This is a genomic window from Roseburia inulinivorans DSM 16841 (assembly GCF_000174195.1).
GTDB lineage: Bacteria > Bacillota > Clostridia > Lachnospirales > Lachnospiraceae > Roseburia > Roseburia inulinivorans.
Window position 1 is genome coordinate 24,236 of the sequence record NZ_ACFY01000053.1, and the last position, 6,000, is coordinate 30,235.

At 49.0% G+C, this 6,000-nt stretch carries 5 protein-coding genes and 2 pseudogenes; all 7 read right to left on the minus strand.

The genetic code is table 11. The annotated features are described in order from the left end of the window. Positions 1-56: 56 nt before the first annotated feature. Positions 57-605, minus strand: coding sequence for a hypothetical protein (locus ROSEINA2194_RS05650; protein ID WP_007884388.1), 549 nt, complete (start codon positions 603-605; stop codon positions 57-59). Further along, complete coding sequence (locus ROSEINA2194_RS05655; protein ID WP_007884389.1) at positions 602-1,006, minus strand: DUF4320 family protein; 405 nt, start codon at positions 1,004-1,006, stop codon at positions 602-604. The genes ROSEINA2194_RS05650 and ROSEINA2194_RS05655 overlap by 4 nt, the downstream gene beginning before the upstream one ends. Before the next feature lie 23 nt (positions 1,007-1,029). Further along, a complete protein-coding gene (locus tag ROSEINA2194_RS05660) occupies positions 1,030-1,896 on the minus strand; it encodes a type II secretion system F family protein (protein WP_044927312.1) in 867 nt (288 codons plus the stop codon). A 20-nt stretch (positions 1,897-1,916) separates the two neighbouring features. Then, positions 1,917-2,845 (minus strand): annotated as a pseudogene (locus ROSEINA2194_RS05665) (type II secretion system F family protein). Next, positions 2,839-4,194: an ATPase, T2SS/T4P/T4SS family gene (locus tag ROSEINA2194_RS05670; RefSeq protein WP_007884393.1), complete on the minus strand. Its 1,356-nt coding sequence runs from the start codon at positions 4,192-4,194 to the stop codon at positions 2,839-2,841. Before ROSEINA2194_RS05670 ends, ROSEINA2194_RS05665 begins: the two are co-directional and overlap by 7 nt. Continuing rightward, a pseudogene (locus ROSEINA2194_RS05675) lies at positions 4,191-4,990 on the minus strand (CpaE/TadZ family protein). The gene ROSEINA2194_RS05670 and the pseudogene ROSEINA2194_RS05675 overlap by 4 nt, the downstream one beginning before the upstream one ends. 12 nt (positions 4,991-5,002) lie before the next feature. Beyond that, complete coding sequence (gene cpaB, locus ROSEINA2194_RS05680) at positions 5,003-5,851, minus strand: Flp pilus assembly protein CpaB (protein WP_007884396.1); 849 nt, start codon at positions 5,849-5,851, stop codon at positions 5,003-5,005. Positions 5,852-6,000 lie beyond the last annotated feature (149 nt).

A 6,000-nucleotide genomic window follows, 5' to 3' on the forward strand; every position in this document is an offset into this window, starting at 1 on the left:
AACGTCTGGAAAGTCTATGGAAATGTAATAAGTCTTACGATATCTGTAACATGTTACTAAAATTTCTCCCTGTAGGCTGCCCTCACCTTCAACCTGACCGACATATTCGACAAGATTTTTCCTGCGAAACGCACAGGCACTTCCATCGTGACCTCTGCATCCGCATAATAAGTTCCTCCCGGCGATGCCAGTGCCGTGTTGTGGATGTCCACAGAAAGATTTTTGAGCCTGTACTCCAGTTCACCACTGTTGTTATAGCGGACATAACTGTTCCCATCCTCTTCCAGACCAAGCAGAAAACACATCCTGCCATAGATATCCCCATGGTCCACGGATGCCGCAAATCCCGTATCGTCCGGCTCATATCCTGCAGCATATCCTTCCCTGACACCATGATAAACTTCATTGTAATTGTCGTTTACCACGGAAACTACGGCAGATTCCATGGCATCTTTGATTCCGGCTGCCGTGATGACAAGGCGCATGTATTCTGAAACACCAAGGATAATAAAAAGCATGGCTATCGCTGCAGCTACAGCAACCGGAGCCATGCTTCCCTCCTGCCCTGTCAGAAGTCTTTTGAAACTCTGATAGCATTTTCTCATTTCCAATACACCTCACTCTTTCCCGATGCCCTCGCCCTTATGGTTACCGGGAACGACCTTAACTTTCCAAAAAGTCCGAGGTCTTTCTGTAACGTCAGTGTTACCGTCACCTCTTCATTCAACTGGATTTTTCCGGTCCCAGACCAGCTTACGGCTGGATGTATCCCTGTTTTTTCCTCCAAGGTTCTCTGCCTTGCGGTTGTCTCACTTCCAACCCTGCCGCTGATCTCTGCCTCCCGCACCAGCTCGTCTGCAAAGTTGTCTAGCTGTATCTTCGTGATAAAAACCGGGAATATCCTGACGCCAAGGGCAATGACAAACATCACGCAGAATACAACGACTGCCGCATCGATATATCCCTCCCCCTTTTTGTCCCTCATGATTTTATAGATCCGCTTCATTTTTTCTCCTTCCTGCGCTTTTATCAGAACAGTGTTCCCATGGACTTTATGATCTCATAGCCGATGATGGCAAAATAGGTTGCAAGGAAACATAAGAGCATGGCAAAAGAAAAGACACGGATTTTCGGCGGGATTTTTGCCGCCTTTGCCTTTAACCTCTGCAGTTCTGCCTGCTTGAAGTCGTGTGTGAGCATCTGGAAATACACTGCACCGTCATCTCCTCTTAACACACCGATCAGTCCGCGGACCACATCGGAGAGCTGCGGGGAATTGAGCCTTGCCTCGAAACGGGTGAGTGCTGCCTCATAGCTGCTGGAGCGCATGTCGGCACACACAATGTCCAGTTCCTTCTGGAACATCTCCCCGGCATTTTCCTTATAATGCTCCAGCATGGAAAGTACATCCCTGCTGTTTTTCAGCTCCTGTGTGATGGTGGAAACAAAACGGTACAGTTCCCCCTCGATCTGCTCCCTTTTTTCCCTTACCAGCTCTTCTGCTTTTCTTGTCTCCTTATAGTAGACCATGACTCCTAAAAGCACGAGCATGATGGCAAGCAGCGGAAATACATGCAGTGCCGGAAGGATCAGGAGAAAAATGCTCCCTGCCTTCAGATAGGCATACGCCATATAGGTTTCCGGTGTCATCTTAAGTCCTGCCGCATTAAGGACATTCTGCATCCTGCTTTTTTTGTAGGCATTCATTCCGATGTATTTTCCTAAGTATGCCGCCCCGTCCATGTAGAACGCATCCAGTGTTTTCTGCAGTTTCTTTTCTTTCTTCCCTGACTGCATCATCGCCCTGCCGGTCCGCAGTGTCGGCAGCTTTAAGATGCCCGACAGCAGAAGGAACAGTCCGCATGCCGTCAGGATGAATACAACTATCAGTACGATTTTCAATTTATCCCTCCCCCTTATGTCCGGTATTCAATCGGCTTTGTCAGTTTTATGACGCATGCCGTGGAAACAAAAATAATTGCGCCGGTAACCGCCAGCATAATCTGCCCGGGGATGGTATGCATGAGCGTATCGTACCAGGACTGGTTCAGGAAATATAACAGCGGGATATTCCCTACTGCCAACACCACCATTGTGATAAATTCCTTTCTGGGTTCAAATACCAGATATTCCAGCTCTGCATTCACGATGCGCATGTCCGACAGTTTCGCCACGATCGGTGTCAGCGTTGTCTTTAGTGACCTGTCATACAGGCAGGACTTTAAGGCATCCACCCACTCCATGAACACATCATTTTCAATCTTTCCCTTAAGCTCCTCCAAGGCTGCTTCAAGGTCTGGATCTATGAGGCGGATTCTTGACACAAAATCTGCAAACACGGTCTTGACCGGCGGATTTAAATATTCGAGGTTTTCCTCCACCGAAGTAAGGATGTCCTCACTTCGCAGGTATGCCGTTGTAATAATGGACAGTGCGGTTTCCAGTTCCGATGACACATCCTTTTTGAAATGGGATGCGGTCAGCCTGATGTACCAGAACGGCAGAAATAAAAATCCGCACGCCAGCACCGGAATTAAAAAACATTTCCGATCATGACGGCAATGGCTGCTCCTGCGGCAAACAGCAGGAGGGATGCCGTGCATAAAAGCGGGAACAGCTCCTCCCTGTCCGTTGTTTTCAAAATTGCCTGTACTTCCTCGATTTCCCTTCGGAAATAGGATTTTTTCCTGCGCTTGGTTTCCTCCAGTATCTCCTCACGGATTCCTTTCGGTGCGTCCAAAAGCCTGTGGAAAATGTTCCCCGTAAAGTCATTTAGCCGGATGTGGAACAGCAGGAATGCCCCTGTAATGATCCCGATGCAGGCAATGACCTGTAATGTCAGCATGCTTTCTCCCCTCCTTTTTCAATTCTTTCCAGCACATCTTTTGGCATGCCGTTTTCCAAAAATCTCTTTTTGAGGCTCTCGGAAATTCCGCACACCTTCTTATGCGTGCCGTTAATGATAAAGCGGTCCCCTTCCATCCGATTTTCGGTGATCTCATAGCGGTACAGCGGGTTAAACTTCCGCTTTCCGTCTGCCGTGATCTCACACTCCATGATTTCCATGAGTTTTCTCTTGCGGTTCTCAAGCTGCTTGGTGAACACCACGATAGGAAATGCCTCCGTTACAAGATCCATCAACACCTCATCATCCATGTCATATTTTCTCTTGCACAGTGTCCTCATTCGGCTGTAAGTGGATTCACAACTGTTGCTGTGGATCGTGGTAAGCACTGTATGACCGGTTCTTGCCGATTCCTGTGCCGTGTACGCCTCCGAACTACGCATCTCCCCGACACAGATGATCTCCGGGTTGAAACGCAGTGCCATATCGAGGAGCATGTCCTGATCAATATTCTGCTTTTCATTTTCGCTGTATCTGGTCAGCGTATGGATGACACTGTTGGTCACTTTTCCATCCTTTTCCCTTACAAGTGCCAGCTCACGGCTGCCGTTTTCGATGGTAAAGATGCGCTTTCCATCCGGTATGGTGGTAAGCAGCCAGCCTGCAAGCGTGGTCTTTCCCGAACTGGTTGCTCCTGCAACACAGATGCTGATTCCATAACGCAGGCACTCTGCCAGAAAATCCAGCATTTCCCCTGTTGCGGTGCCGCCATCCACAAAGTTTTCCTTTTTCAGGCTCTGCGGATTGACAATACGGATGGACGCTGCAATCCCCACATCTTCATCCACGAGCGGCGTCTTTAACACGGCGATTCGGATATTTTTGCTCAAATGCCCTAACACCGCAGGGGAGGCATTGTCCAACACCATGCCCGACACATGGAGCATGCGCCTTATGACATTGACCGCATGCTCCGGGGACTCGAAGTGTTCCTCCAGCTTTTCACACCTGCCGTCATTGTACTGTATCTCGATATCCCGCCAGGAATTGATATCGATTTCCTCTATCCCGGTTCCAAAAATGTACTTGGTGAGGAAGGAAAACTCTGCCATTTCCGTGTAAAGGTCATCGATCAACTGTTCCTGTGTTTTTCCCTTTACCGTGATGCGGTAGTCGCAGATATACTTTGTGATGTACCGCTTGACCTGCTGTTTTACTTCCTCGCTCCCGCCTTCTACCATGAGCGTGGAATATTTGCTGGAGATATACTCCTGCACCTCTTTTAAGACATCCGAAAACGCCCTTCCCTTTTCCTCCGGGGAAAAGAACAGATTCTGGTTGTTTTTCATACCCCGAATACCTCCCTGCTGATTTTCTCTATCTCCCTGCGGAATGTCCGGCTCTCTTTCAAGCCGAGTTCCCCAAGCAGTTCCCCTTCTAAAAACTGTGCTTCCACCTCACTGCTGTGCGGAATCTGGAACGACACACTGCCAAGGATCTGTTCCATGTGGCTGCTCGCCTCCTGCTGTCTGATATTGGACACGGCCTTTAGCTGCTTGTCGGCATCCCATTTGTGGTCTGAGAGCAGTGGAAGCTGGGAGGATAAGTAACTGATGGATTTTAAGTCACACCCTGCCAGCCTTAATACCGTATCTGCCTCCATCAATGCGACTGCCGACATGATATCCGATGCGATATTGCTGGTGCAGTCCACGATGACATACGGTGCGATCTGTGCTGCAAGCTGGAGCAGTTCTGCCGCCTGCTCTTTTTCATAGGGCGGATAGGTGAACACATTCTCCCCCTTTAACATCCCGACCATGGAAAGATAATCATTCTTCCGGTAGAACATGCAGTTCTTCTTGATGAGGTTTTCCGTCACATGGGATGCGGCAAGAATGCTCCCCAACGACCTTTCCTGTTCAATGTCTGACGGTGCGCATAAGTAGGGCAGCGGCGGCGTGACCATATCCGCAAGGATTAAGATGACATTTCTTTTTTCTTTGCCAGATGCTCTGCCAGTTTCACAGACACCACCGTCTTGCCGGAGGAAGGGCTGCCCCACACGGCAAGCACGCCTCCCTCTTCCGGCATCTCTTCTTCCCTTTCCTGCTCCAGATTTCTCTGGAACAAAGAATTTTTCATGAAATTCAAACACTATTCCTCCATATCCGTATCATTTTTCTCGTCTGCCGAGGTTTCTTCTGCCGTCACTGCATCCGCTTCCCCTCCTGTCCTCGGCACCTCATTTTTTACAACGGATACCTCTTCTTCCTCTGCGTTTTCTTCCAGAAGCTCCTCCAGCACCAGATCCTGTGCTTCAATGAACTGTGCGGCTTTCTGGCTGTCTCCCCTGTATACCAGTGACAGATGGATTTCTCCCTCCGCTTCCAGCCTTGCCAGCAGTCTGCTCTGCTCCGGTCTGACTAACACCGTGACGGTGGACGGAAGCTCCTTCTCCTCTTCCTGCTCCTGTGTATTGGCATCATAGCCGGACTTTGCCGTCACTGCGATGACCTCCACATATTTTAATTCTGCCGGGATCACGGTCTCCCCGCTGCCCAGGTAATCCGGTGCAATGACCGACACAATATCCCCGCTCTTTAATTTGCCGGAGAGTCCTTCCGCAAAAGAACTGATGGTGATGGAGATTGCCTGTTTCTCTCCGTTTAAGTTGTACAGGTATTTATTTTCTGCAGCCGGCTCGTCCGCTACTTTTTCTGCTACGATATAATCCCCTGCATAAACATCTGCGGTCAGATATTTTCCTTCTGCCTCCGTGATGCTCCTTAACACATTTTCGGGCAGGTTGTAACCTCCCACCTCGACTTCCTGCAGCATTCCTTTTTTGATCTCTTCGCCTGCCTTAACGTCCTTTACAAAACGCACGATTGTGGTCTTTTGGGACAGTCCGGCATTGACAAGCGGTGTCACTGCAAAACAGATGAGCAGGGACACTGCAATGCAGAGTACCCCAAGAACAGTACGGTTTTTTAACAGTTTCATGATTCTCTTCTCCTCCTATCTCGATGTCTCCGTATATTTTTTCTTTCTTGCTGCCACGACAGTTCCTGCAAGCAGTGCCACAATCCCTGCCAGTAATAATTTCTTTTTCAATTCTTTAACCTCCTATCCAGATACCAATCAGCATTCCT